The sequence below is a fragment of the Janthinobacterium sp. 17J80-10 genome, from assembly GCF_004114795.1.
Classification (GTDB): Bacteria; Pseudomonadota; Gammaproteobacteria; order Burkholderiales; family Burkholderiaceae_D; genus Paucimonas.
This window is the reverse complement of the sequence record NZ_CP035311.1, coordinates 496,092-519,407: the sequence shown is the minus strand read 5'-3', so window position 1 is coordinate 519,407 and position 23,316 is coordinate 496,092. Positions and strand designations below refer to the sequence as shown.

At 55.8% G+C, this 23,316-nt stretch carries 22 protein-coding genes; 11 read left to right on the top strand and 11 right to left on the bottom strand.

Annotated elements, in window-relative coordinates; genetic code table 11:
- The 3 genes from EKL02_RS02225 to EKL02_RS02215 all read right to left on the bottom strand — a co-directional run bounded on the left by EKL02_RS02225 (position 1) and on the right by EKL02_RS02215 (position 3,104).
- On the bottom strand, positions 1-384 hold the full coding sequence (locus tag EKL02_RS02225) for a DUF6394 family protein (protein WP_128900511.1): 384 nt from the start codon (positions 382-384) through the stop codon (positions 1-3).
- A gap of 253 nt (positions 385-637) precedes the next feature.
- A complete protein-coding gene (locus tag EKL02_RS02220; RefSeq protein WP_128900510.1) occupies positions 638-2,749 on the bottom strand; it encodes an acyltransferase family protein in 2,112 nt (703 codons plus the stop codon).
- Complete coding sequence (locus tag EKL02_RS02215) at positions 2,730-3,104, bottom strand: hypothetical protein (protein ID WP_128900509.1); 375 nt, start codon at positions 3,102-3,104, stop codon at positions 2,730-2,732. Before EKL02_RS02215 ends, EKL02_RS02220 begins: the two co-directional genes overlap by 20 nt.
- Positions 3,105-3,182: 78 nt before the next feature.
- On the opposite strand from EKL02_RS02215, the gene EKL02_RS02210 reads away from it, so the two are divergent.
- The 9 genes from EKL02_RS02210 to EKL02_RS02170 all read left to right on the top strand — a co-directional run bounded on the left by EKL02_RS02210 (position 3,183) and on the right by EKL02_RS02170 (position 12,258).
- Complete coding sequence (locus EKL02_RS02210; protein ID WP_128900508.1) at positions 3,183-4,031, top strand: Wzz/FepE/Etk N-terminal domain-containing protein; 849 nt, start codon at positions 3,183-3,185, stop codon at positions 4,029-4,031.
- 499 nt (positions 4,032-4,530) lie between these two features.
- Positions 4,531-5,862 (top strand): N-acetyl sugar amidotransferase, encoded by a 1,332-nt coding sequence (locus EKL02_RS02205; RefSeq protein ID WP_128900507.1) that lies wholly within the window; start codon positions 4,531-4,533, stop codon positions 5,860-5,862.
- Between the two features lie 3 nt (positions 5,863-5,865).
- Positions 5,866-6,627 carry an imidazole glycerol phosphate synthase cyclase subunit gene (locus EKL02_RS02200; RefSeq protein WP_128900506.1) on the top strand — a complete coding sequence of 254 codons (762 nt, stop codon included), beginning with the start codon at positions 5,866-5,868 and terminating at the stop codon, positions 6,625-6,627.
- 2 nt (positions 6,628-6,629) lie between these two features.
- Positions 6,630-7,277 carry an imidazole glycerol phosphate synthase subunit HisH gene (gene hisH / locus EKL02_RS02195; protein ID WP_128900505.1) on the top strand — a complete coding sequence of 216 codons (648 nt, stop codon included), beginning with the start codon at positions 6,630-6,632 and terminating at the stop codon, positions 7,275-7,277.
- Positions 7,277-7,978 carry an acylneuraminate cytidylyltransferase family protein gene (locus EKL02_RS02190; protein WP_128900504.1) on the top strand — a complete coding sequence of 234 codons (702 nt, stop codon included), beginning with the start codon at positions 7,277-7,279 and terminating at the stop codon, positions 7,976-7,978. Before hisH ends, EKL02_RS02190 begins: the two co-directional genes overlap by 1 nt.
- Positions 7,975-9,006, top strand: coding sequence for an N-acetylneuraminate synthase (neuB, locus tag EKL02_RS02185; RefSeq protein WP_128900503.1), 1,032 nt, complete (start codon positions 7,975-7,977; stop codon positions 9,004-9,006). Before EKL02_RS02190 ends, neuB begins: the two co-directional genes overlap by 4 nt.
- On the top strand, positions 9,003-10,145 hold the full coding sequence (gene neuC, locus EKL02_RS02180; RefSeq protein ID WP_128900502.1) for a UDP-N-acetylglucosamine 2-epimerase: 1,143 nt from the start codon (positions 9,003-9,005) through the stop codon (positions 10,143-10,145). Before neuB ends, neuC begins: the two co-directional genes overlap by 4 nt.
- A 6-nt stretch (positions 10,146-10,151) precedes the next feature.
- Positions 10,152-10,775, top strand: a complete 624-nt coding sequence (locus EKL02_RS02175; protein WP_128900501.1) for an acetyltransferase — start codon at positions 10,152-10,154, stop codon at positions 10,773-10,775.
- Positions 10,776-10,788: 13 nt separating this feature from the next.
- Positions 10,789-12,258, top strand: coding sequence for an aminotransferase class I/II-fold pyridoxal phosphate-dependent enzyme (locus EKL02_RS02170; protein WP_277750573.1), 1,470 nt, complete (start codon positions 10,789-10,791; stop codon positions 12,256-12,258).
- Between the two features lie 33 nt (positions 12,259-12,291).
- Here EKL02_RS02170 and EKL02_RS02165 read toward each other — a convergent pair whose 3' ends face one another.
- The 7 genes from EKL02_RS02165 to EKL02_RS02135 are packed head-to-tail and all read right to left on the bottom strand — an operon-like array spanning position 12,292 to position 21,065.
- The gene (locus EKL02_RS02165) at positions 12,292-13,515 is read right to left on the bottom strand and encodes a hypothetical protein (RefSeq protein WP_128900500.1); all 1,224 of its coding nucleotides are present in this window, start codon (positions 13,513-13,515) and stop codon (positions 12,292-12,294) included.
- 17 nt (positions 13,516-13,532) lie between these two features.
- A complete protein-coding gene (locus EKL02_RS02160; protein ID WP_128900499.1) occupies positions 13,533-14,573 on the bottom strand; it encodes a hypothetical protein in 1,041 nt (346 codons plus the stop codon).
- A gap of 8 nt (positions 14,574-14,581) precedes the next feature.
- Positions 14,582-15,229, bottom strand: a complete 648-nt coding sequence (locus tag EKL02_RS02155; protein WP_128900498.1) for a sugar transferase — start codon at positions 15,227-15,229, stop codon at positions 14,582-14,584.
- 11 nt (positions 15,230-15,240) lie between these two features.
- Positions 15,241-17,037, bottom strand: a complete 1,797-nt coding sequence (asnB, locus tag EKL02_RS02150) for an asparagine synthase (glutamine-hydrolyzing) (RefSeq protein ID WP_128900497.1) — start codon at positions 17,035-17,037, stop codon at positions 15,241-15,243.
- A gap of 32 nt (positions 17,038-17,069) precedes the next feature.
- Positions 17,070-17,885 (bottom strand): aldolase/citrate lyase family protein, encoded by an 816-nt coding sequence (locus EKL02_RS02145; protein ID WP_164931927.1) that lies wholly within the window; start codon positions 17,883-17,885, stop codon positions 17,070-17,072.
- Between the two features lie 5 nt (positions 17,886-17,890).
- On the bottom strand, positions 17,891-19,411 hold the full coding sequence (locus tag EKL02_RS02140) for a lipid II flippase MurJ (protein WP_128900495.1): 1,521 nt from the start codon (positions 19,409-19,411) through the stop codon (positions 17,891-17,893).
- A gap of 43 nt (positions 19,412-19,454) precedes the next feature.
- Entirely contained in the window at positions 19,455-21,065 is a 1,611-nt protein-coding gene (locus tag EKL02_RS02135) for a nucleoside-diphosphate sugar epimerase/dehydratase (protein ID WP_241687893.1), read from the bottom strand.
- On the opposite strand from EKL02_RS02135, the gene EKL02_RS18435 reads away from it, so the two are divergent.
- The gene (locus EKL02_RS18435; RefSeq protein WP_241687908.1) at positions 20,973-21,566 is read left to right on the top strand and encodes a hypothetical protein; all 594 of its coding nucleotides are present in this window, start codon (positions 20,973-20,975) and stop codon (positions 21,564-21,566) included. The two genes, EKL02_RS02135 and EKL02_RS18435, sit on opposite strands and share 93 nt — an antisense overlap.
- 157 nt (positions 21,567-21,723) lie before the next feature.
- Here EKL02_RS18435 and EKL02_RS02130 read toward each other — a convergent pair whose 3' ends face one another.
- A complete protein-coding gene (locus EKL02_RS02130) occupies positions 21,724-22,389 on the bottom strand; it encodes an ion channel (RefSeq protein WP_128900494.1) in 666 nt (221 codons plus the stop codon).
- A gap of 32 nt (positions 22,390-22,421) precedes the next feature.
- On the opposite strand from EKL02_RS02130, the gene EKL02_RS02125 reads away from it, so the two are divergent.
- Positions 22,422-23,207, top strand: coding sequence for a 5'-3' exonuclease H3TH domain-containing protein (locus EKL02_RS02125; protein ID WP_128900493.1), 786 nt, complete (start codon positions 22,422-22,424; stop codon positions 23,205-23,207).
- Positions 23,208-23,316: the final 109 nt, after the last annotated feature.

Below are 23,316 nucleotides of genomic sequence, written 5' to 3'. Positions count from 1 at the left end.
CTAGCGCCGCATCATGACCGTTTCAACCACGAGCATTGTGACGGAAATGATATTGGCCAGCAGGGCGCCGCCGGACAGGGACACGACGCTCGCCGTCACGTCCGGCGTCATGCCGGCGCCATTGACATGCACGGCAACCGCCCAGATCACTGCCGCCGCAATCAGCTGCAGGTCGGCCACCAGGCTGGTGGATAGCAGCACCGCGCCGATCTGGGTGCGGTCGCCGAACTTGAGCACGGTGGCAATCATGTTGATCACGATGGCCGCGAACAGCTCATAGATATTGTGGAGTTCCGGCCGGTCGATATCGCCGAGGAAAAAGCCGAAATTGAGGGTCGCCGCAAAGACGATGAAGAAAGCGAAAATGACCTTTTCCAGATTCATGGCATGCCTCTGTATCCCGGACTGGTTGCTGCGAGAAAGCGTTTTCCCGCGCAATCACATACAGTAACCACTCCGGATCTCGGGTGCGCAGCAATTCCTCAAGCAAAATGCCAATGCTGGTAGGCGAATTGAGACCCTTGAGATATCTCAAGGGAAAGTCTCCCGATTGTTAACCGGGGCGGACGCAACCGGGGGAATCCCGTTGCGTCACAGCAGAAACTGGAAATCGCGGGAAAGTACATTGCACCGCCACTCATTCACTGCTCAGCGCCTGACGTAATTTTGGATAAATATGCAACGCTCCGGTCACACTTAAATGGTCGTCATCCGAGTAAAGGAATTGACCGTCCTTAACCAAGGGGCATATTTCATCAGTACACAATAAGTCATCGAAATTTATGGTTTTCACCATTTCCCCTTCGAAGCTTTTCAGCAGCTTGGAAACCGATTGCTGATTATTGACATGCTCTGTTTTCGACACCGATAGCCTGTTAATGAGCGTGTCCGAAGGTCGACGGTATTTTTTTAGCGAGTCTTTGGGGTCATAGATCTGCTGCGGATTGTCTTCAACTAGAAATACTTTCACGCCAATGCTGCGGTATTTTGCAATTGTCTCTTGGAGACCATGTTCGAACGAGGCTTTTGAAAAAACCACCGTTGATTCTTCTGACTCGTTCATGGAGACTGGGTTGAATTCATTCGGTCTCGTTACGCTGCCGGTGTAATAAGTCCAGCGCGCGACAAGCAAAACGGTATCAATCCGGCTGTTTTTAACGTGCTCGAATATCCTGCTGTTCAATTTTTGGCAGTTGTATTTTTTTGCCCACTCAGCGCCGCGCATCGACTGGATACCAAGCAAAGGCGGACAACCGGAATTGCCAGTAAATTGAATCTGGATGTTTGCCTCTGTGCCGAGTTTATCCAGGGCGGGCACAAGGCTTAATGCGTGACTGTCACCATAGGCAAAAATTTTAGGTGCTGCACCTTTAGCGCCCAGACGACAGAACCAGTTATCGCGTTTCTCAAAGGCGAACGGGATCTCAAAGCATTCCGCACTTTTTTCAGGCACCGCAATTGATTTTAAATAGGCATCGAGTTGCGGCGCGAATGCGCGTGAAGGCATGCCAGCCTGCCGATGCAGGCCATATCCGGCAATACCGACAAGTGCCATCAATATAAGCAGCGCAAAAGTTTTATACTGGCCGCCCTTCCCGAATCGCAAAGGTTTTTCAACAAACCGGTACGTCAGCCAGCCAAGGACAATGGCAATGACTACGGCAGCCACGCGAATCGGCCGAGAAGGCGTTTCACCCTCCACAATACGGGCAAAAGACAACAGCGGCCAATGCCAAAGATACAGAGGAAAACTGATCAGGCCAACCCACACCAAGGGACGACGGGACAGGATGACGCGATTGATCCATGACCGCTCCCCGGCAGAAATGAGCATCACCGAGCCTGCCACAGGCAATAGTGCCCACCATCCTGGAAACGCGCGTTCCTTATTAATGAAGATGAAACCGGCCAGGACCAGTCCCGCTCCCAGCAGTGCGCGGACATTGTGCGGCTTCTGAATGCACGTTTGCACCACCGGGTCCGGCTTCAGATATCCAGGTAAAAAATAAAGAAATTTTCGCCTGATACTGGCGTCGGCACTATTCCCAACAAGGGCCATGTAGGCCAAAACAGAGCCCGCCAGCAATTCCCAAAATCGCGTAAGAGGTGAATAAAAGGCCTTGATTGCGTTGCCTGAGATGCTGCCAATGTTTAACGCAAAGGAAAGGAGAGCAACAACTACGGCAATTTTCAGCAAGTTGAATTGCTTTTTCCAGGCCCACCACAGGATCAACGGCCAAACGATATAAAACTGTTCCTCGATTCCAAGCGACCACAAATGCAACAGGGGCTTCAATTCTGCGGCATTGTCAAAGTAACCGCTCTCCGCCAGCAAGACAAAATTGGATACAAAGCCGCTTCCTGCTGCCGCATGTTTTCCCAACTGCGCATATTCGTCTGGCAAGAGAACAAACCAGCCTACGCCCAAGCTGACAGTCAATAACAACAATAATGCCGGGAAAATACGCTTGATGCGACGACTATAAAAATCGACAAAACTAAAACTATTGCGATTCAGGCTGCCAAAAATAATGGTCGAAATTAGAAAGCCGGATATAACAAAAAATATATCCACCCCAATAAACCCGCCTGTAAATATCTTGGGGAATGCATGAAACCCTACGACCGACAGTACAGCAATTGCCCGTAATCCATCGATATCGGGACGATATGCAGGATGCGTCAAGGCGCTATCCGGATTAATATTGCTGGCCACTTGATTGTCATTATTAATTTGTGCAACTGGCATTTTGGCTGATTATGAAAGTAATTGGGTCTGGCAAATGCTTGCTGCTTCCTGTTTGGGCAAGCGTCAGGTTGATACCCAAAGGGCCAGATTTTATCCCGTACTCGAGGCGAATTGCGTGCCCATTTCTTCGATTTCGTTGCCACCATCGGCCATCCCGGCCCGGTACAATTTGAAAATCTGCGGCGTAATTAACAGATATGTCTTTAAATTTGGGATAAGCAAGTTGGTGCGTCATGAGCAATTGCCCGATAGACTTTGGCGTAAAATAGATTATCCAAAATAAAATAATGATGCTCAGAAAACCCATCTGCTCGCTATAGCTGGAAACTTGCCTTCTTTTAATGCTTATTTGCATGCAAGTTGATTCCCGGAAAAACTGAGACCCAGTAGCTGAAGCAATTATTACCCCTAATTAAATTTCTTAAAAAGTTTTATGCAAAACAACTCGTCGCCGGAAAATTTTGGCAACCATCAAAATCGGGAAGAAATCAGCCTGCGGGATGTCGTTCAGTTTCTTAAAGACGGTAGAAAGTGGATCGTTAGTACTTTTGCAGTATTTATGCTGGTCGGGATTGCCTATGTGATGTTTGCCCCTCCCAAATATGAGGTCTCTGCCAATATCGAAATGGCCGCTGTCGCAGGCCAGCTGATCGAAGAACCAAATATTCTGGCAGAAAAACTGAAACTGCCACTCTATTATTCTGTTGCCACCTTTTCAGCCTGCAAGGCAGAAAACAAAAAACCGTCGCCCGGTGAATTCCTGGCAGACCAGCTTAAACCCTCTGTTAATAAAAATGCACCGATCATCCGCTTCAAATTTAAAGGCGCAACAGCCGACGAAGCAAAACAATGCCTGGAAGCGGTACTGCGCGATATTCAGCGAAATCAAAATTCTGTGTGGGCACCTCTTTTTAATACCAAAAAATCGCAACTGGTTTTATTGGAAGAAAAGCTGAAGTCGGCAGAAAAATTCGCTGCGCAACTGTCGCTCGATAAGGCGAAGCTCCAATTCAGCGACCCGAAATTTTCGGCGACTGCACTGCTGCTTGTTACGCTGACTCAAAAAGAAAATGAGATCATGGACTTGCGAAAGCAGATAAATGACATTCAACCCACATTGCAGCCGCCGCAAACCCGGCAAACATCGCTGGTCACGCCGATTCATGTGCCGGTAACTCAGACGTCACCTGACGTGTTTCTTGCGCTCATTTCCTCCGCAATTGCAGGTATTTTCGCTGGCATACTGCTTGTATTAGCCAGAAAAATGGTGTTTTCACGCTAATGCTTTTCTTGCCCACCAATTTGACGCCTGGTGGCGCTGACGGCGTGCCCTTGAGAGCCCCCTGACCACGGCATCCCACCGGTGCCGGATGCGAGCCCTATTGCTGCGACCGAGGGATTATGGCGCGATGACTAATGACGCCGTTAATGACCTCCACCGGCCCGGGATCCGCGGCTTTACGATCGCCCTGATATGCAATCCGGCTGCTTTACCTCCAGCGCCGACAGGTTATTACAGGTGACTTATCGAGCCAGATAGCGGAAGAAAACGTGGCAACAACATAAAACATGCCTTAATAACAACTAAACTGGATGATGAAACATCCTTGAGGAATTATTTTGGCAATGCGGGCCAATCACCCAACAGTGGCACTGTAAAAATAGGATAATAATAGGTTTGGTAGGATTTAATGCTGTGCATCGTGTCAAGTATTCGTTATGCGCATGCTCGCCCAAGTGCGGAAGAATTATTGAATTTTTAATATTCGTAAGGAGTTGTAATGGATCGTATTCCTGCCCCCCAAGAGGTAGATAAGTCAAAATTTGCCCCGGATGCCAAGAACCCGGAAGCAAAATATGGTCTGCCTGACGAGGTGGTTTATTGCAAACGCTGCGTTATTTCCAACCAGCGGCCAAATTCCGCGGTGGAGTATAACCACACCAAAGCCTCGAAAAAGAAAACGATCCATTTCGACGAAGAAGGCATTTGTGATGCTTGCCGTTTCGCCGAAAAGAAAAACCAGACCATTAACTGGGAGGATCGTGAACGCCAGTTGCGCGAACTGTTCGATCGTCACCGCAGCAAAGACGGCAGCTATGATGTTCTGGTGCCGGGTTCCGGCGGCAAGGACAGCTTCTACGCATCGCACATCCTGCGCACCAAGTACGGCATGCACCCGCTGACCGTCACCTGGGCGCCGCATGTCTACACCGATTGGGGCTGGAAGAATTTCCAGTCGTGGATCCATGCCGGCCACGACAACTATCTGATGACGCCGAACGGCCGCATCCATCGCCTGCTGACGCGCCTGGCTGTAGATAACCTGTTCCATCCGTTCCAGGCATTCATGTTCGGCCAAAAAGCCCTGGCGCCAAAAATGGCCCTGCTGTTCAATATTCCGCTGGTGATCTACGGCGAAAACGAAGCCGAGTATGGCAATCCGATCGGCGATACCGACTCCGCCAAGCGTGACTGGTCCTATTTCACGGCTGAAGACCAGTCGAAAGTGAACCTGGGCGGCGTGTCGGTCACCGACCTGAAGAAACACTTCGGCGTACAGACCCATGACCTGGCACCTTACCTGCCGGCCAACCCGAACGAAATCGAAGAAAAGAACGTGGAAGTCCACTACCTCGGTTATTACCTGAAGTGGCATCCGCAGTCGTGCTACTACTACGCGGTGGAACACGGCGGCTTCCAGGCCTCGCCCGAGCGCACGCCGGGCACCTACAGCAAGTACAACAGTATCGATGACCGCATCGACGATTTCCATTACCACACCACCGGCATCAAGTTCGGCATCGGCCGCGCCAGCTATGACGCGGCACAGGAAATCCGTTCCGGCGACATCACGCGCGAAGAGGGCGTGGCGCTGGTCAAGCGTTTCGACCATGAATTCCCGGAGCGTTTTGCGGATGAAATCTTCAAGTATCTGAGCATTCCTGAAAATGAATTCCCGGAAGCCAGCAAGATGTTCGAGCAGCCGATCCTGACGCGCGATTACTACACCAGTCTGACCGACAATTTCCGCTCGCCGCACCTGTGGAAATGGGAAGACAATCAATGGAAATTGCGCCATGCAGTCTGGCACGAGCAATTCTTGCAAAAATAAACAATGAGCAATGTACGTTTAATTCCGCGGCTGGACATCAAGGGTCCCAACCTCATCAAGGGCATCCATCTGGAAGGCCTGCGTGTGGTGGGCGACCCGCAGGAGTTCGCCATCCGTTATTACCAGGCCGGCGCCGACGAACTGATCTACATGGATATCGTCGCCAGCCTGTACGGCCGTAACAACCTGAGCGATATCATTCGCCGCGCTGCCGACAACGTCTACATTCCCATCACGGTCGGCGGCGGCATCCGATCGGTCGACGATGCGCGCCATCTGCTGCGCTCCGGCGCGGACAAGGTCGCCATCAATACCGCGGCAATCGCACGGCCGGAGTTGATCTCCGACGTTGCGCACCGCTTCGGTTCGCAAGCCATGGTGCTGTCGATCGAGGCCAAACAGATTGCCCCTGGTAAATGGGAAGCCTATACCGACAACGGCCGGGAGAAAACCGGACGCGACGTGATCGAATGGGTGCAACGCGGGGTAGAACTTGGCGCCGGCGAAGTACTGGTGACTTCCGTGGACCGCGAGGGAACCCGCAAGGGTTTCGACATCGACCTGGTCAAGGCGGTCAGCGCAGCGGTTTCCGTTCCAGTCATCGCCAGCGGCGGCATGGGCAGTGCTGACGACATGGTGGCAGCCGCGAAGGTCGGCTGTGCCGACGCCATCGCCATGGCCGACGTGCTGCACTATGGACGCACCACCTTGCAACAGTTGCGCCAGGCGGCTCTGGATGCAAATCTGGCAGTTCGAAAAATCTGAAAATGTCGACGAAAATTACCTTGATTGACTACGGGATGTGCAACCTCCTGAACGTCGCACGCGCCTTTGAACATTGTGGCGCAGAAGTCACGATCACGGAAGATCCGGCTGCGGTGCTGAATGCCGAAAAGCTGGTGGTGCCGGGCGTTGGCGCATTCAGCGCATGCATGCATGAATTGGAAAATCGTGGCTTTGCGGATGCAATCCGCCGTTATGTCGATACCCAGCGTCCCATGCTGGGGATCTGCGTTGGCATGCAAATGCTGTTCGAGACCAGCGAGGAATTCGGCGAGCATGACGGGCTGGGCATTCTGCCGGGTCGCGTGCGCGCAGTGCCTGGCAAGACCACAACCGGCGAAACGCAACGCGTGCCGCACATCGGCTGGAATCATCTGGTCCAGCCGGAAAATGGCCGCAGCTGGGACAGCACCCTCCTGCGAGATTTTGCAGGTCAGACACCCGCCGTCTACTTCGTGCACTCGTATGCGGCAACGCCCGCAAATGACCAGGACAGGCTGGCGGATACCGTCTACGGCGGACACCGACTCTGTGCTGCAGTACAGCGCAACAACCTGATGGCAACCCAGTTTCACCCAGAGCGCAGCGGCGAGATCGGGCTGGCCATCACCCGCAGATTCATCGAACTTTAATGCGCACGCTGGCGATTATCCCTGCGCGCGGAGGATCGAAGCGACTGCCAGGCAAGAACATACGCCCCTTGCATGGCAAGCCGTTGATCCACTGGTCGATTGATTTCGCCGCCGGCATGACATGGTTCTCGGCCATCGAAGTCAGTACCGACAGCGCCGAGATCGCGCAATGCTGCGCTGCTGCCGGCCAAACTGTACAGCGGCTGCGGCCGTCGCATCTGGCAACCGATGAGGCAAGCTCCATCAGCGTCGTGCTCGACTTGCTGGAATGGAAGGCGTCCCAGGGGGAGCACTTCGATCTGATCGCGCTGCTGCAACCCACGACCCCTGTACGCGCCCGCAAGCACTGGGATGAAGCACGGCGCCTGCTTCTTGATGAAGGACACGATGCCGCGATTGGTGTCGGCCCGGCGCCGGCGCACCCGCATCTGACTTTCAGGATGGCACCCTCGCACGCGCTGACGCCATGGATCGCCGAACGGCCTGCTTCACTCAGGGCCCAGGATCTGGAGCCGGCACTGGTCGTCAACGGCGCGCTTTACCTGATCAAAGCGGACGTGCTGCAAAAGATGAATACATTCATGCCGGCCGCAACCGCCGGCGTAGTGATGGACGCGCCGCTCGACAATCTGGATATCGATACCGAATTCGACTGGCTGGTCGCGGAGCAGGCGATTCAATATTTCCAGGAAAAACCATGAAGACTTTTATCATCGCCGAGGCTGGCGTCAACCACAACGGCAACGACGATCTGGCCCTGCAATTGGTGGATATCGCCGCCGAATGCGGTGCCGATGCCATCAAATTCCAGACTTTTACTGCAGAAAAGCTGGTGCGTCCTGGCGCAGAAAAGGCGGAGTATCAAAAGCGCGAAACTGGCGCGGGCGACCAGTTCGACATGCTGAAGCAACTGGAAATGTCGGAAGCATTGCATCGCCGTTTGATCCAGCGTTGCGATGAAACAGGGATAGAATTCATGTCGACGCCCTTCGACGAAGAAGCGGCGGATTTCCTTGTGGCTCTGGGAATGAAACGCATCAAGGTGCCATCCGGCGAAATCACCAACCACCCTTTCCTTGCCTACCTCGCGGCCAAGAATGTGCCGATGATCATCTCCACCGGCATGGCAAATCTGCAGGAAGTGCAGGAAGCCGTGGAAGTCGTGCGGGCAGAGCGCCAGCGCCTCGGTTACCAGGGCGCGCTCGATGCGTTCCTGACCATCTTGCATTGCACGTCAAATTACCCGGCCGCAGTGGATGACGTCAACCTGCGGGCAATGCAGACCATTCACCGTGAAACCGGTTTGCCGGTGGGGTACTCGGACCATACTGCAGGCACGCTGGTGTCCGTAGCCGCTGTGGCGATGGGGGCGACCACTATCGAAAAACACTTTACCGTCGACCGCAACCTGCCCGGCCCTGACCACAAGGCATCGCTGGAGCCAGGCGAGCTGGCCGCGATGATCCGGCAAATCCGTGACGTTGAACGCGCGCTCGGTTCAGACAAAAAAGAGCCGATGGCAAGCGAATTGCCGGTACGCACGCTGGTCCGGCGCAGCCTGACCACCGTGCGCCAGGTCAGCCGGGGGCAAACCCTGACGCGCGACGACGTCGCACTGCTGCGGCCGGGCACCGGCATCGCGCCGAAAGAAGTGCCGCTGGCGATCGGCAAGACGGCAGCGCGCGACCTGCCGGCCGGCACCACACTGACATGGAGCGATCTCGGATGAGTGCCGGCAAACGGCGCATCTGCTACGTCAGCGGGACGCGGGCGGATTTCGGCCTGATGCAGGCAACCTTGGCCCGCATTCAGGCACACGCCGCGCTGGAACTGAGTATCGTCGTCACCGGCATGCACCTATCCACCTTGCATGGAAATACTGCCGACGACATCGTCGCCGCCGGCCTGCCGGTTTCTGCAAAAGTCCCGGTGGATGTTTCCGACTCTACCGGCGCGGCCATGGCACGCAATATCGGCAAAATGCTTGCCGGCTTCGTTGACGAGTTCGAGCGACTGAAACCGGAAGTCGTCCTGTTGCTGGGCGACCGCGGCGAAATGCTGGCTGCAGCCCTGGCGGCCATCCATCTGAACATTCATGTGGCGCATATCCATGGCGGCGAGCGCTCCGGCACCGTCGATGAGCCTGTCCGTCATGCGATTTCCAAGCTGTCCCATCTGCACTTCGTCGCAACCGACGAGGCACGCGAGCGCCTGGTGCGCATGGGAGAGCGGGCCGAGAATGTTTTCGTGACTGGCGCCCCGGGCCTTGATGGCTTGCATGAACTGGCGGGGTTATCGAAGGCAACGCTTTGTAGCGAGCTTGGCTTTGACCCGCAACAGCGCATCGGCCTGTTCATGTTCCATCCGGTATTGCAGGAAGCTGCGCAGGCCGGGTCTCACGCACGCATACTCCTGCAGGCCATGCTTGACGAAGGCATGCAGGTCGTCGCCCTAATGCCGAATTCGGACGCCGGCAGCGAGGCCGTCCGCGGCGCGCTGGAACAATTTCGCGACCATGCCCGCGTGCGGCTGTTGACGCACCTGCCACGCGCCCGCTTTGTTTCCTGGATGGCCAATTGCGATATCATGGTCGGAAATTCCAGCAGCGGCATTATCGAAGCAGCGACGTTCGGAACGCCGGTGATTAACATCGGGATCCGGCAAAATCTTCGTCAGCGCAACCTGAATGTGACGGATACGATGCCTGAACAGCCAAGCGTGCATGCGGCGCTGGCTGACGCCCTCCAGAAAGGCCGCTACGCGCCGATGAATTGCTATGGCGACGGGCATGCCGGCGAGAGGATCACGGATTATCTGGCCACGCTGCCGCTGACCGATGCGATTCTGCTCAAATGCAATACTTATTGATACGCCATGATGTCTGACAAAGTATTGGTCGCCGGCGCCGGAGGACATGCCAAGGTCGTCATCGATGCCATGCGCAGCGCGGCGCTCCCCGGCGAATTGGTGGTTGCCGATGACGATGGCCGCAAACTGGGTCAGGTGCTATTGGGCCACCGTGTCATCACGCCGCTCAACAGCGCGCTGGAAGGCGTCGGCGCATTCCATGTCGCCATTGGCGACAATGCCGTCCGCGCGCGGGTCACGGAATACCTGGCCGGGCTGGGCCTGCGGCTTGTTTCGGTAGTGCACCCCCGCGCCTGCATCGCCGCAAGCGCCAGCATCGGTGATGGCGCTTTTGTCGCCGCCAACGCAGTGCTGGGGCCGGACGCCAATCTTGGCGCGGGATGCATTGTGAACCACGGCGCCGTCGTCGACCATGACTGCCAGGTTGCCGCCTTTTCCCATATCGCCCCCGGCGCAACACTTGCTGGCGGCGTCCGCATCGGGTCGCGCGTTCTGATCGGGGCCGGGGCCAACATTCTTCCTGGCGTAACGATAGGCGACGACTGCGTCGTCGGCGCCGGGGCAGTCGTGTTGCATGATCTGGCGCCAGGCAGCGTTCATGTCGGCGTTCCCGCACGTAAATTTAGATAAGCGAGCAATACAAGTGATCGATATTTCAGCAATTTCAGTGCGCCGCACGGCGACCATCCATGATGCCTTGTTAAAGCTCGACAAGGCTGGCTTTGGCATGCTCCTGGTGCTCAATGCCGAGGGCACCTTTGAACGTACCGTCACTGACGGCGATATCCGCCGCTTGCTGCTGCAAGGGTGCAACATGCAAGACAGCCTTGCCTCACTGGCCAAGATCGAGTCTATTGTTTTACGCGACGGATATACGCAAAAGGAAGCATTGGCGTTGATGAATGAAAAAGCCATCAACCATTTGCCTGTGCTGGATGGAGAAGGGCTGGTCATCAAAGTACTCGAGCGCAAGGAGCTCGATGAGCAAATACTGCTTTCCACCCCGCACATGGGTTCCTGGGAGCGGGAATTCGTCGACGAGGCATTCAAGACCAACTGGATTGCCCCGCTCGGCCCGAACGTCGATGCTTTCGAGCGCGAAGTCGCCGACCATGTGGGTGTCAGGCATGCCGCAGCACTTGCATCAGGCACCGCGGCGATTCACCTGGCGCTGGTCATCCTCGGCGTGCAGCGCGGCGATACGGTGTTTTGCGCATCCCTGACCTTTTCCGCCAGCGCCAACCCGATCGCCTACCAGGGCGCCGAGCCAGTCTTCATCGATTCGGAGCCGGACAGCTGGAACATGTCGCCGGTGGCGCTGGAAAAAGCTTTCGCGCATGCAGCTAAGGCTGGCAAGATGCCTAAGGCCGTGATCGTGGTCAACCTGTATGGGCAAAGCGCCGACATGGACCCGATCATGGAGCTCTGCAACCGCTATGGCGTGCCCATGGTGGAAGATGCCGCCGAATCGCTGGGCGCGCGCTACAAGGGCCGTGCCAGCGGCAGCTTCGGCGTGATGGGCATCTATTCGTTCAACGGCAACAAGATCATTACCACTTCCGGCGGCGGCATGCTGGTGTCGGACAATGAAGACTATATCCGCCAGGCGCGCTTCCTGTCGACCCAGGCGCGCGATCCGGCGCCGCACTATGAACATACCCGCATCGGCTACAACTACCGCATGAGCAATATCCTCGCTGGCGTCGGGCGTGGACAGATCCGCGTTCTCGACGAACGTGTGGCGTCACGCCGCCGCGTCTACGACCGCTATCGCCAGGGCTTGGCAGATTGCCCGCAATTGCAATGGATGCCGGAACCGCAGTGGAGCTATTCCACCCACTGGCTGACCGCCTGCACGGTGGATCCGGCCAGGTCCGCGCTCACCAGCAGCGAGGTCATCGGCAAGCTGGCGGGGGACCACATCGAGGCCAGGCCGGTCTGGAAGCCAATGCACATGCAGCCGGTCTTTAGCCAGTGCCTGTCATTCGATCATGGCGACCGCTCGGTATCGGCCGATTTGTTCGCAAATGGCATATGTCTGCCGTCCGGGTCCAACATGGCCGATGCGCAGCAGGACCGCATCATCGAATCGATCAGGACAATTCTGGGCTGATCAGTATCAAGCGACGGGCGACGATCATGCTACTCAGGCGATCGTCGCCTTGATCTCGGCGACAATACGCGCGGTAGCTTTTCCATCCCCGCATACGGCTCCGTTCGGTGCACCACCGGCTATCGCCTTGTCCACCGCAGCCTCCAGTGCATCAAGCTTGCCGACCCCCAGCGAAATACCCATCTCCGCATACGGTGCGTCTGGCGTAAAAACCGACATGTCGACAGAAACGACCGGCTTGCCTATGAGTGCCGCTTCCAGTCCTACTGTTGATGACATGACCACGACAACGTCGACACTGTGCAAGAGCGCTGCAAGATTCTCCGACTTGTCGCCGATTTCCACACGCGCTGGCATCGCCGCAGGCTCGACTGTCTCGCTGGGGTGATGGCGAACGATCAAGCGATAGTTGCTGTGCTTTTCAACGATGCGGCATAACGCCCTTTCTATGTCCCGAGGCAATTCAGAATTGCCTTTTAGGTCGTTAAAGGGGTGCTTCAAGGGCTCCACCTGGGATGCGAACAAGATCACCTTGTCATCCTCCGACCAGCCATGGGCCTGCCTGACTGATTCGCGCGCGCCTACCAGGCCGGGGGCGGAAAGCGGATCAAACGCCGGATTGCCGGTTACGACAACTTCGGAATCCTGCCGGCCATGCGCCACAAACATGTCCTTCACCGCCTGGGACAGCACACATATCCTGTCGGCGTATCCGGGTTCGCCGATCCAGGCGACTTCCTGCAGGGCGAACAGGTCGACCAGGCAAAGTGCCGGTATGGCCAGTGCGCCGGCGGCCACGATGGCAGCCCTTTCAGTCCGCGGCGAGTTCGTTGCCACCACGAGATCGGGCTGATATTTTTCCAGGACCCGCTTCATGAAATTAACCGGCAAGTAGGCCTGGCGCCCCTCGGAGTGATAACGCGCAGCGGCGGCGGCTTCACCGAAGGCTTGCACCAGTTCCGCGTAATTGGCTCCGAGGTAGGCGACAGATTCTTCAACAGGAACGGTACCCGCCGGCAGCGCGGCAACCAGGCGTTCGCCATAGGCTTTGACCTGGGCGTAGTTATCCATCGCTTTTATCAGGTCGCTATAACCAAGATAAGGTATGCCGGCGGCCTCCAGCTTGTCGCGCGCGGTCGTCAGTCCAAGGACAACGATATCGAGCGAAGCGTCTTTCCGGAGTTGATGAATTACCGGAATGAGCATGCCAATATGACCTGCACCGTATGCGACAAAAAATATCTTTTTCTTTTCCATGGATCCAGCCCAGTTGACTACGCGTCCGCGAGCTGCGGATTGGTTTCGCTTTGCTTTATCCAGACCGGCAAAATGAACAATACGGACAGCAATGTCGTCAGGCCGAATACGCCGCCGAGGCAGGCCAGGCCAACGCCTCGACGCGCAAGAAGCATAAGGCTGGAACGACGCAGCCAGAATGCAAGGACCACCACCAGGCTGACCAGTGATATGGCCATCATGGTTGTGACATATCCGGAACCGGCAAACATTGTCGCCGCAAGACAGACGAGTCCGGTGTTGTCATCGGCCAGGCATTGTTCCACCACGGGATAGGGATTCAGGATCAATCCGAATCCATGGCTGACCATGTCAACAATACCTCCCAAGCCTTCACCATAATACGATATGTTTTTCATCAGAAAAATCCAGAGCATGGCAGCCAATGGGATACTGACGGCAACACAAACCAATCCAATGAAAAGTTTTCGAATACCGAGACTGCCGGCAAATTTTCCGAAACGCATGAATTGCATGACGGTTAATAGCAAGAAGGCCAGCCCGACGGTGAAAATTCCAGAGCTCACGCTTGTGAAAAGCAAGCCGGCAATGGCGCCCGCCACTTGCCATAAACTGAAACCATGCAGGCGAGCACGTACAAGAATGAATAAAATCAGGCTGAGGCCAAACAAGCCGAAAGCAAACCGCCCGTTGATCACCATGGCGAGTAGAAACGGGACAAGGAAGGTGTAGTAGCGGATGGGCGGACGTCTCGCCACGGCAATCCGGAGTTGCAGCCACAGCCACGAAGTCGCACAGACAAGCAAGTACACATACCAGCCGAATACCGCATTGGCATCCAGGTCGAGCAGGTCTGCGAGGATGTAACTGGGCGAGACGACGATATAGCGTGGCAAGTGCGCGTACATGCCCGTCGATGTCAAATCGATTTCAGCGCGATGCAGATAATCGATTTGCCCCCATATTTCATACTGCAGCAGTCCGCTCGCCAGCAATACGGCAAATGCGAGCGTTGCGAGAGCAAATACACCGAGTTGCCAGCGGTAGGTTGCAAGCATGAATAGCCTCAAAAACTCTTGGCCCGAATCACCGACATCACCGTCCGCAACAGGATTTTCAAATCCAGCGCAAACGTCAGGTTCCTGACATACCAGATATCCATGGCCAGCCGGTGACGCGTAGAACGTGCCGAAATGACTTGCGCCAGTCCGGTGATTCCCGGCTTGACCATGCACCGCACGCGCCAGTATCGCGGGCGATAGTCCGCTTCCTGCACAGGCACATCGGGCCGCGGTCCGACCAGGGCCATATCGCCATTGACCACATTGATAAACTGCGGCAATTCATCGAGATGCGTCTTGCGCAGGATTTTGCCGACTGCCGTAATGCGCCTGTCGTTGGGATCGGTCGTCTTGAAGCGTTTCCGGGCTTCCTCCAGGCTTTGGCCAGCCACCTCACCGGATCGGGAACTGTTACGCCCGCTCTCAACCGTCATGGTGCGGAATTTGTAGATGCTGAAGGCATGGCCACCACGGCCAACCCGCGTTTGCATGAAAAAGATCGGGCGGCCGTTGAACAGCAAAATCAGCAACGCAATCAAGATCATCAATGGCGAAAACACCAATAAAAAAAGCGCCCCCGCCAACCGGTCCAGTGCGCCTTTAACGCGTCCCCGATAAAACTCAAAACGCTTCACTTGGCCATTATTCGGCATGCTCTTATTCCTCAGGCGCCGGCAGACGGTTGGCAAGGCATGAATTTGCTCGACCACAGGGCGCTGGCGATCAATGCGCGTAATTCGCGTGTATTGTTTTTGGTTCCCTGGGTATGCTCGTCGATCATGCTTGCCAGTGGTGCTTGCTCCAGCGCATTAATGACAGCGTTATCTTTGGCCAACAAAGTCTCCCGCACATAGCCGGCGAGCTCGTTCTTGAACCATTCGCCAACCGGCACCGTAAACATCTGTTTCTTGCGGTAGGCCAGCTCCTCGCCGATCAACGGCGTGACGGCTTTTTTGTACAGGTATTTCGAAACGCCATCGCGCACCTTCAGGTGACCAGGCATGCGGAAGGCGAACTCCATCATCCGATAGTCGAGGAAGGGCGTGCGCGCCTCGAGCGACACCGCCATCCCCATGCGGTCAGGCTTGACGAGGTTATTCCCCGACAGAAGCAGTTGCATATCGATGTACAGCGCCTGGTTGATCCGGTCCTGGTGGCGGCTTTCCGCGAACAAGGGCTTGATGACGTCGAAGGAATCGACGCCGGCAAGCTCGCGCGCAAGTTGCTGGCCATACAGGCGCTGCTTGGCCGTATCGCCGAACAGGCTGATATTCTGGTAGTAGGCGCGCTGGAATTCAGCGTCGCTCATCTTCGAGACATCCTGACGACTGAAGAAATCGACATACTTGTCGTAACCACCGAACATTTCGTCGGCGCCGTCGCCTGTCAACACCATCTTGACGTGTTTCGCAGCGAGTTCGGAAACCTTGTAGGTCGGCAGGAACGAGACATCCCCATGCGGCTGGTCGCAGTGCCAGGTTGCCATTGGCCATAGTCCGAGCATGTTCGGCGCAACGCGCTGCATCGTATGTGCAGTGCCAAAGCGGTCGGCGGCCTGCTGGGCATAGATCGACTCGTCGAAACGCGGATCGTCAAAGCCGATGCAGAAAGTCTTGACCGGTTGACTGGTATGGCGCGTCATGAGGCCAACGACCGTGCTGGAGTCCACGCCGCCCGAAAGAAACGCGCCGAACGGCACGTCGGCCCGCAAGCGGATACGCACGGCGTCGTCGAGGATATGATTGAATTCCTCGATCCAGTCACTCTCGCTGCGTCCCTCTACCGGCTGGACTTCGGCGAGATTCCACCAACGGGTTTCCTTGGAGCCATGCGCATCAATACGCAAAAAATGGCCGGGCTTCACATGCCAGATATTCTCGAAAATGGTATGCGGGGCCGGGACATAGTTGTAGGTCAGATAGTGATGGTAACCAACCGGATTGAACGCGGCCGGAACCCCGGCTTCCAGAATCGACTTGATCTCCGAACCGAACGCGACCCGGTTGCCGTCATCATGAATGTAAAGCGGCTTGACGCCGATTCGGTCGCGCACGAGATACATGGCGCGCGAGCGGTGATCGATGATGGCAATGGCAAACATGCCGTTGAGCTTGCTGACGAAACCAATGCCCTCTTTTTCATAAAGACGCAGGAGCACTTCCGTGTCAGAGCGCGTCCTGCACGAAAAAGGCGTTCCTTCGAGCTCTTGCGCCAGTTCGACGTGATTGAAGATTTCGCCGTTCTGCACTACCACGACTTGCCCGTCGTCCGAAACAAAGGGTTGATGCCCGCCACCGATATCGATGATGGAGAGTCGCTGGTTGCCGATCGCCATGCCACTGGTGCGGTAGATGCCCTGATCGTCAGGGCCGCGATGCCTGATCACTCGCCCCATGCTTTCCAGGCGATCTGGCGGAAGGTCAATACCGCGACGGTCAAAATACCCGAATATGCCGCACATAGTTATTTTCTCTATTCCACAAATATAGTCGATCAGCCAGCGTGTTCTGCGGCTTTCGTGATCTCACCGACAATCCGTTTTAATTCGTTCCGGTTTTCCGCGAGGACCGCTGCATCGCTGGTGCCGTATCGTAGCGCGGCAGAGCGCACTTTATCGATTTCCAGCTTGAGATTCATGGGCGAATCGCCTGCCAGCTTGTCATCATAGGGGCGATGGAAGGTACGCGACAAGATGACACTGGACGAGCCCAGGCGTATATGTTCTGCCAATATTTTCTCGGCCGGAAGCAAGCCTTCGCCGATTCTGGCGATGCCACCGAAGCCGAATGGCTTGCCCTGGGCCAGGATGGATTTGGCCAGATGTTCAACAGTGCCATCAACCAGCAACTCGAACATGAAGGATTTGTGCATCGAGAGATGCAAGTCATTGAGGCCAATATAGACTTCGGTGACGCCCGGCAATGCGGCGACGGCGTCGACAATCTCTGCGGCCTCTGCCGTTTCGAGCAGCGGGATTACCTGAGCGCGCCCGGCGACGTGATCGCAGAATGCCTCGACCTCATCGATCCGCTTGAACATGGGAAGCATGAGAATATCCACGCCAAGGCTGATCGCCCGATCGATCTCGGCGCGCGAACCTTCGTACCACGGATTCAGGCGGACAAGCAGCGATGCTCCGGGGACCGCTTTGCGGACCCGTTCGACATCGTCAAAAGAATGCTTGCTGATCAGCGTGTCCTTGTGACCCTGACGCGCAAATTTCCCGTTTATTTCCAGATCAACAAATATACGATCCACACCCGAGGAAGCGGCCAGTTTTGCCACGTCCGGATCGTTCAAAATCATCATTAATTTCATACTCGCCGCCATTGCGCTTTTATCAACGACCTATTTTTGGGATTGAACAGCATGATACATAGCAGCATTGCCCCGCCTGAAAGCACTGCCCAACCCAACCGGAACCAATCAGTCTTTCCAATTATTCCACTAAGTGAAAACAATATTAGAAAAACCCCGATGGAAAGACCTACGCCTCGCAAAAATGCCGTATCGGAAACGATCTTGATGTAACTGACGTCGATTTGGCGGCGTATCCGCGTTGTAAGAACGCTCAATACGAACAACTGGAAGAAAACGATGGCGACGCCGATGCCGACGAGGCCGTAGGCATCAGTTGCATAGCGAATGCCAAACAAGAACAGTACGATTGCAATCGCGCTCGCAATGAGCGGCGTGATCGTATCACGCATGGCGCTGTAGACGCAAACCTGGACGGCGATCAATCCCTGCAACGGCAGCGCAAGCAAGCCAATCGCCAGAAGCTTGGCCATCATGGCCAGATCGCTTTCCTGCAATGCCCCGCCGCCGAACAGCACGTTACAAATGGCATCGGCATAGAACAATACTGGCAACAATACGGCTAATGAGATCTCCATAGTAAACTTTACCGAAGCGTCGAAGGTCTCCACAACCTGGCGACTCTCCGAAGCTTCAGCAATCAGCCTGGATAAACGGGGGAGCAGCAAGGTCGATATCACCGTAACAACGATTCCGGCAGGAAGTTCTACCATCTTTTGCGCATAGTTCATCAGCGCCATTTTCCCGCTACCGAGACCGCTGGCATAGGCGCGCGCAATCACCGGCACGAGCAACAGGAGGCTGGCCGAGGTCAATACCTGGAAATATCTCGGGATCAGCCGTGCTATTCCTCCAGGTGCGGAGACTTCTTTTGGCGCAATGGCGATCGGCTGCGGCGTGCACCGCAAATTCCACAATTGCATTGCCCAGCGGATTGCCGCACCAAGACAGATGCTTGCGCCGAACACGATTAAAGGCGACTTGGCCCGGACGGCCAGAAGTATGCCGGCAATGACAAACAGATTGAGGACGAATGTTCCCATCGCCGGCACAAAAACCGCGCCCAGGAAATTGGAATACGCCGTCGTTACGCCTGCGAGCGCAGTCAATAAAATTGCCGCCAAGATAAATATGAATGCCTGGGCACCCTGCGGCGCCAGGGTTTTGTCCAACCCCGGGGCAAGGTAGGAAAATATGCCCGTTTGCCCAATCCACAATACTGCGGCAAGCACTGCAAATGAAATGCCGACAATGGCCAGGGCAGCGTTATACAAATGCCGGCGCTCCGTGCTGCCCTGCCTGGCCCATTCCGGAATCAGCACGGCGGCCAGCGCCCCTCCAAGCAGCAAATTTACCACCAGGTCAGGAAACGAAAATAGCAGGACGGCCCAGTCGGCAGTGCTACTCGTTCCAAAACTCCTTGCCAGCAGCAGTTCCCGAATGAATCCAACCAATCGGCCAAGTACCAGAGCCAGGCCGATCGATACGCCAGCGCGGAGCATTTTTTGATTGGACATATTTATTAGCTCAAATGGCGTTTCAGGCTGCCGATCTATTTTTTCATTTCAAATTACCGACTTGAACTGCGAGGCTTGCTTCGGAAACCTGATGCAACTCCCTATCCGACTGAGGTGCAGACTGCGGACCATATTCCCTGACGATTTCCCGCATTGCCTCTTTTATCGACTCGCTGTGCCCCGATCCACATGCAAGCGTCAAGTCGCCTATCAACTGCTCAAGCATCTCTGGCGCAATCGAATATTCGGTCGTGCGCATGATGCGCGGATGGGCGCTGCCCTCGGCCTCATTGCCGATCAAGAGTTCTTCGTACAACTTCTCGCCAGGGCGTAAACCGACATAGCGAATTTCGATCTCGCCATCCGGATTTTCCTCGTTTTTCTCCTCCAGCCCGGCCATGTCAATCATGGTGCGGGCCAAATCGACAATCTTGATCGGTTCGCCCATGTCCAGCACGAACACTTCGCCGCCCCTGGCCATCGCTCCCGCCTGAATCACGAGTTGCGCTGCCTCTGGTATCAGCATGAAATAGCGCACGATTTCGGGATGGGTAATCGTGATCGGACCGCCTTCCTCGATCTGCCGCCTGAAAAGTGGCACTACAGATCCGGATGACCCAAGCACATTTCCGAACCGGACCATGCAAAACGTGGTTGCGGTGCAGGGCTTCTGTGCAGCGGCCTGGAATATCAATTCCGCAATGCGTTTGCTGGCGCCCATGATATTGGTCGGCCGCACTGCCTTGTCGGTGGAAATCAGCACGCATGTCTGCACGTGGAACTTGTCGGCGGCTGTTGCAATTACCTGCGCGCCGGTCACGTTGTTGCGAATGCCTTCGGCCATGTTCGCCTCGACTAACGGAACATGCTTGTAGGCTGCGGCATGATAGACCGTATCGATTCGTCCATCTTGCAAAACACGCTCGACAATCGTCACATCGCAAACCGACCCCAGGCAAGGGTGAATTGCCACATCAGGAAAATGGGCACGCAACTCCTGCTCAATGGTGTACAGAGCATATTCCGAATGATCCAGCAGATATAGCGCTGCTGGTTTCTGCGCCATGATCTGACGGCACAGTTCGCTGCCGATAGAGCCGCCAGCGCCGGTAACCAGCACATTCTTGCCTTGTACGCATCTGGCAAACAGGTCAACTTGCGGCGGGACCGGTTCGCGGCCAAGCAGATCCTCAAGCTTGATTTCGCGGATCGACTGAGGGGAGATGGTTTCATCGGCAAGATCAATGACGTTACGTAGCGTCCTGACCTTGATACCCGCTTCATTCGCATCATGCATGATCCGTCGGCGGTGCGCTGCCGGCGCATTCGGAATGGCCATCACGATCAGGCCAATGCCCAGTTCTTTCACCAATGCCGGCATGCGGGTGGTGTGAAATACTTTTAAGCCGGCGACATTATGATTGTTCAGTGATTCTTTTTCATCGAAAAAACACACGGCGCAATATTTGTCGCTAACCCGGATTGCCTGCGCCAGCTTCGCGCCGGTTTTGCCGGCACCATAGATTGCAATGACATTCTGGTGCGTCAGGCGCGGCGCAAGATGCTGCCGCAAAAACGTGCGAACGGCCAGCCGCGACCCCACGACGTAGGAAAAAGCCACGAACCAGTAAATGGCCAGCGCATTACGCGGCAACGCCGGGGATTGCAAGAAAAACGAGGCTGCATAGGCGGCCACTACCGCCAGCGCCAATCCAATGCCGCTGGAACGCAGCAAGGTCTGGTCGATAAAGCGGATAACCGCACGGTACAAGCCAGACAGGATAAATACGCCAACGGTAAGCAGGCCAATCACAACATAGGGGACCAAGCCGTAGCTTCCGGCAGCTTGAAAATCGCCCAGCCTCAACAACATGGCGATCAGGAAGCATGCTGGCAACGCAATCAGGTCCGCCGCCAGCATCATGGCGATCTTTGTCCATCGCTGCATCGCTACGAGCTTTTTGCTGAAACGGTGCGTCAGCGTGAATTTAACAGCAGGCATGATGGATACAATCTTTTCAATACAAAAACTCAACGCCAAATGCCAATAATCGAGCCAAATCCGGCCCTCCCGCATAGAGAATCGCTACTTGCTTTTTGGAAACTTGGTTGGAGAGTGATGACAGTAGGGGATATTCTAGTAAAACCGGGATAATGCAAAAACCATACAAAATTGCTATTCAAGACAACATGTTTCCCTTGCGACAACAGCTTGTCTTAAATAAGATTTTCCAAGGAAATTATAGCGTACAAGAATATACAACCTGGTCGATAAATAAGAAAATAGCTACTTTTAAGCAACAATAGTGGTGCTACCTGCGCGCCTGAAGGGTCATGCCGACCAAGCGCGACACCACCAGCGCCAGATACATCAGGCCAACGAACATTTCCAGGCTGGCCAGGGCGCGCGCCTTCGTCGTCAGGGGAATCACGTCGCCAATGCCGGTGCTGGAAAGCAACGCAAAGCTCAGGTACATCAGCTCGGTCCAGGTGCGCGGGTCAGCGGTATTGACTGCCGCAGCATAGGAGCCGGGCTCGAGCGCCTGCACCAGGATGAACAGGTGGGTAAATCCCCAGGCCAGCAGGGTGAAGGTAGCGCCGGCGGCAAACAATTCATCGGTGGTGACGCGATGATCTTCCAGCATGTAGGCAGTCAGGCTGCCGGCGGCGTAAAAGTAGAATACCGCTTCCAGAAATGAGGTCCAGGCAACCAGTTGCGCCATGCCGAATGCCAGCTGCAGCACCAGCATGACAATCGCCGGGGCGGCAATGCAGGCGCTGATCCAGGCCAGCCCCGGCGTACGCCTGACCATGGCCGTCGTGATGCCCAATATGGCCACACCGAACAGGTTGAAGGCGATACGCCCAAGATCGGTATTTTCGACGAACGGGTACAGCAACATGCCGAGCAGCTGCGCCACCAGCAGGATTGCCGAGGGATGGCGATGGGTGCGAAGAACGAGGCGTAGATAGTTCATAATCGGGGAATTATCCAGCATTCAGACAAATGATGGCAAAGTTACTCGTTATCGATGGCATGCACATTGTCCGGCGCATCTATGAAGCCAACGACGAGGTGGCACCGGCAGACAAGGCCCAGGCAGCGCTGCGCCACGCCTTGCCTTCCTTCCGCCGCCTGCTGGCGACCCACCAGCCGACGCATGTGCTGGGCGCGTTCGATCACGGCGGCCATGCGTCGCACACCTGGCGCCACGCGCTCCACTCCGGCTACCGCGCCAACCATGCGCCGCCGCCGGAGGAGTTGCGCGAACGCCTGCCGGCCTTTTTCGAGCAGTTGCGCGCAATTGGCATGGTTATCGTCTCGGTGCCCGAAGTCGCGGCCAAAGATGTGATCGGCACCGCGGTGCTGCGCTGGCTACAGGAAAGCCGCGGCGAAGCCGTGATCGCCTCGACCGACAAGGACTTGCATTGCCTGATTGCCCAGGGCGCGCTGCTGTGGGACCACTTCAAGCAGGAATGGCACGACCGCGAATGGGTCGAACACAAGTTTGGCGTACTGCCGCAGCTCTTGCCGGAACTGCTGGCGCTGGCGGGCGAACCTTCCGACAATGTCCCCGGCATCTCCAAGGTTGGTGCCAAGACCGCAGCCAAACTGCTGCAAAATTACGGCAGCCTCGAGCAGGTGCTGGCGGGCGCCGGCATCCTCATGAATCCGCTGGGTGAACGGCTGCGCAAGGAGCGCGGCCAGCTGGAACTGTCACGCAAGCTGGTAGCGCTCAAGACGGACGTGCGGCTGGGTGTAAGCTGGCATGTTCTGCGGTATCCATTGCCCTAAAAAACGCCGTTAATATTTCCATCCGCCCGATAGTCAATAGTCGGTGTGGCCAAGGGAGTTAACCGCGCCTCTCCGGTCTGGTCCGTCTTCGGCGGCATTGTCATTCCGA